Source organism: Microbacterium sp. Bi128 (assembly GCF_918698205.1).
This window is the reverse complement of sequence record NZ_CAKKMM010000515.1, coordinates 1-3,326: the sequence shown is the minus strand read 5'-3', so window position 1 is coordinate 3,326 and position 3,326 is coordinate 1. Positions and strand designations below refer to the sequence as shown.

The 3,326-nt window shown below is 57.8% G+C and carries 4 protein-coding genes; 1 reads left to right on the top strand and 3 read right to left on the bottom strand.

Annotation, left to right across the window (positions count from 1 at the left end; all coding sequences use genetic code 11):
* The first annotated feature begins 264 nt into the window (after positions 1 to 264).
* Complete coding sequence (locus LQV45_RS22120) at positions 265 to 486, top strand: hypothetical protein (protein ID WP_026266251.1); 222 nt, start codon at positions 265 to 267, stop codon at positions 484 to 486.
* Between the two features lie 257 nt (positions 487 to 743).
* On the opposite strand, the gene LQV45_RS22115 is transcribed toward LQV45_RS22120, so the two are convergent.
* The 3 genes from LQV45_RS22115 to LQV45_RS22105 form a co-directional block, all read right to left on the bottom strand.
* Positions 744 to 1,850, bottom strand: a complete 1,107-nt coding sequence (locus LQV45_RS22115) for an RNA polymerase sigma factor (protein WP_230008841.1) — start codon at positions 1,848 to 1,850, stop codon at positions 744 to 746.
* 124 nt (positions 1,851 to 1,974) lie between these two features.
* Positions 1,975 to 2,355 carry a hypothetical protein gene (locus LQV45_RS22110; RefSeq protein WP_230008840.1) on the bottom strand — a complete coding sequence of 127 codons (381 nt, stop codon included), beginning with the start codon at positions 2,353 to 2,355 and terminating at the stop codon, positions 1,975 to 1,977.
* Positions 2,352 to 3,326, bottom strand: a 975-nt coding sequence (locus LQV45_RS22105) for a hypothetical protein (protein ID WP_230008839.1), incomplete at its 5' end; no start/stop codon positions are given. The genes LQV45_RS22110 and LQV45_RS22105, both read right to left, overlap by 4 nt.

Sequence of the window (3,326 nt, the reverse complement as noted above, 5' to 3'; positions counted from 1 at the left end):
GAACTGGGTGCCACGGGTCGTGAACTCCTTAAAGGATCGGGACAGCCACCGCAGCGTGCGCAGGCGGCAGTCACATAATTTGACGCACTTCCTAGGTTAGTCGGACTCCGGGTGATCGACGGTCTGCCACTCCCCGCGGGGGCTCTCCGGCCACCCGCCGTTACTGAGACGTGATACGCGGACAGCGAAAGTAGGCCATCCGTGCCATGGTTTGGCCACGAATGCTGGTTATATAGGTATACCGATCTACTAAGGAGGCCGAACATGACAACAGCAGTTGCGGACCGCACACTGACCGCCGCAGACCGGTGCGATCGTTGCGGAGCACAGGCATATGTCCGAGTTGTTCTCGGTGCCTCCGGCGGTGAGCTTCTTTTCTGCGGCCACCACGCACGCGCCGTAGAACCGACACTCAAGCCGCTCAGTTCAGACTGGCATGATGAGACTGACCGCCTTCACCAGAAGGCCCCGGTTCCGGTCGACTAGACCGCACCGGCTTCAGCCCGCCGCCCTACAGGGTTCCGGGCGACCTGAGACCACTGCATCAGGGCCCCTCCATACCGGAGGGGCCCTGATTCGTTAAGTGCTGTTTCGTCAGGTGCCGGTTCGGTTAAGTGCCGTGCACCCGGCTGCGGCGGCAAAAAGCAATGCGGGGTCCCTTCCTGCCCGTTCCTCCGGTGAGGATGGGCGGGAAGAGACCCCGCATTGCTGAGAACCTTTACCCGGTCTGCGACCAGTGGCGCTTAGTCCAGGTAGTCGCGCAGGACCTGTGAGCGCGACGGGTGCCGCAGCTTGGACATAGTCTTGGATTCGATCTGGCGGATGCGCTCACGTGTCACACCGTAGACCTTGCCGATTTCGTCTAAAGTCTTCGGCTGGCCGTCGGTAAGGCCGAAGCGCATCGCCACGACGCCGGCCTCGCGCTCGGAGAGCGTGTCCAGCACCGAGTGCAGCTGTTCCCTCAGCAGGACGAAGTTCACGGCATCGGCGGGAACCACGGCGTTAGCGTCTTCGATGATGTCGCCGAACTCCGTTTCTTGCTCGTCGATAATTGTGTTCAACGAAAAGGGCTCACGGCCGTGCATCTGGACCTCGACGACCTTTTCCGGGGACATGTTCAGTTCGAGGGCCAGTTCTTCGGGGGTGGGTTCACGGCCGAGGTCCTGCAGCATCTGGCGCTGGACGCGGGCCAGCTTGTTGATGACTTCCACCATGTGCACCGGGATGCGGATGGTGCGGGCCTGGTCAGCCATGGCGCGGGTGATCGCCTGGCGGATCCACCAGGTGGCGTAGGTGGAGAACTTGAAGCCCTTGGTGTAGTCGAATTTCTCCACCGCACGGATCAGGCCCAGGTTGCCTTCCTGGATCAGGTCCAGGAACAGCATGCCGCGCCCGGTGTAGCGCTTGGCCAGCGAGACGACGAGGCGGAGGTTGGCCTCCAGCAGGTGGTTCTTGGCGCGCTTGCCGTCGTGGATGACGAATTCGAGCTCGCGCTTGAGTTTTCGATTCAAGGACCCGCCGTCGGCGTTGATCTTTTCTTCGGCAAAGAGGCCGGCCTCGATGCGCAGGGCGAGGTCGATTTCCTGCTCGGCGTTCAGCAGGGCAACCTTGCCGATCTGCTTCAGGTAGTCCTTGACCGGGTCGGCGGTGGCGCCGGCGGAGAGGAGCTTCCGATCAGGATCCTCGGGCTGGTTCTCCTCCCCGACAACCAGCGCGTCCGCCGGCGTACCTCGAAGCAAGCTTTCTATCTCACGGGTTAAGTCTGCTTCGAGATCCTTAAGGAAGCCTTGGTCTAGCCCATCCGGAATTTCGACCACGTCGGCTACTTCAGGCCGGAACTCGGGTTCCATTGTTCCTCTTTCTTGCCTTACCATGCAAAACAGTGATTGCGAAGGAACCCTGTGCCCTTCGCAGTTCATGGGCTACCGCAATGGAACCACTAGGGTAGGACAATAATCGGGCCAACGCTCTTGTCTACAGATTCACTGTTTGCACGGCAAATATCCGGTCAATTGACGCCCCCACGGCAATAGCGTCGGCGACCTGGGCCAAACCGGCATCTGCCAGGCGGTTAGCAAGTTCGACTGGTCGATCCGACTGGCAGTACCAGCCGACCAAGTCGACGAGGTCACTCATGGTCCCCCCCACGGCCCACTTGGTTCGGATGGGGAGCGGCACTTCGGAGACCTGCAGTTCAAGGCTCCAGGCAAGTGCAATGACGGCTTTGAACGCAGCGGCCTCAGTATTAAATAGATCATCACGCTCCATGATTTGCTCCAAGATGATGCGCCCCGCTTCCGTAACTCCGAGGGTTGTCTTGTCGGCCCCCTCCAATGCCGGCTGTTCCATTGTCACGCTGCACTCACCCTGGATTCCTGTTCACTGATTCGCTCAATTCTGTATTCACGTCCAACTCGCGATCCCAGAATCGGACGGTCTCTTGTAGAACTGTATTCACCCGACTGGACGAACATTATGGTCTGGGTTTCAAGCTCGCTGACCCACTTCAGAATCGCCTCACGGTGTCCTACATCGAGGCGGCCAAAAGGCGTATCCATGACCATCGGGGCCTGCTCGGCCGAGCATTCTGCGAGAGCGCCTATAAATGACATGGTGAGTACCTGATTACCGCCGGCGGAGATAAGATCAACCGGCACCGCGGCACTATTAAGAACCTTTATTGTGTAATCCTTGCTTATAGCCACCCCGGTGTACTGGGGTTCGGTCGTCAGCGCCCTAAAGAGGGCTGATGCTTTGTTCTGTACGGTCAATCGCATCTGCTCACTAAACTCATCAAACGAATCTTTGACGATTTCAAGCGCGAGCTCAACAAAGTCAAGCCGAGTACGATCCTTTGCTGGCACTTGCGGGTACTTTGCTATTTCGCTTGACAGTTTCTTTTGCTCAGTCTTCGTGTTCGCGATATTATTGGCAGCTGTACGCAGGTACAAGTTGCTTTTAACAATGTCTTCTTTGACTGACTGCCGCTGCGATTCCAAAGCCGAGATGTCAACATTGTTATTCTGCAGATCGTCTTCGATTTCCTGGATTCGCAACCTGCGGTTGGCCACGAGCATTTGATTCTTGCGAATGTCCTTGGAGGACTGAACAATCCTATTTGCTGTAGAAATTGCCGACGCAAACTTCTCAAGCTTCTTTGATCGAGCCGAGATCTTCTCGGTGTCACTTCCGGCAGTGAGAGTCTCAAGTTCGGCTCTGATGCTTACAATTTCGTCGCGAACCTCCTGTTCGGAGTCAGCCGGCAATGCCTGCCTGCATGTCGGACAAGTCCGGTTGGCAAGCCTCGACTCCGCATTGCTCAGACG

Excerpts from the sequence above, each read along its gene's own strand:
- LQV45_RS22120 (WP_026266251.1), top strand. The coding sequence starts at position 265 with ATGACAACAGCAGTTGCGGACCGCACACTGACCGCCGCAGACCGGTGC.
- LQV45_RS22115 (WP_230008841.1), bottom strand. The coding sequence starts at position 1,850 with ATGGAACCCGAGTTCCGGCCTGAAGTAGCCGACGTGGTCGAAATTCCG.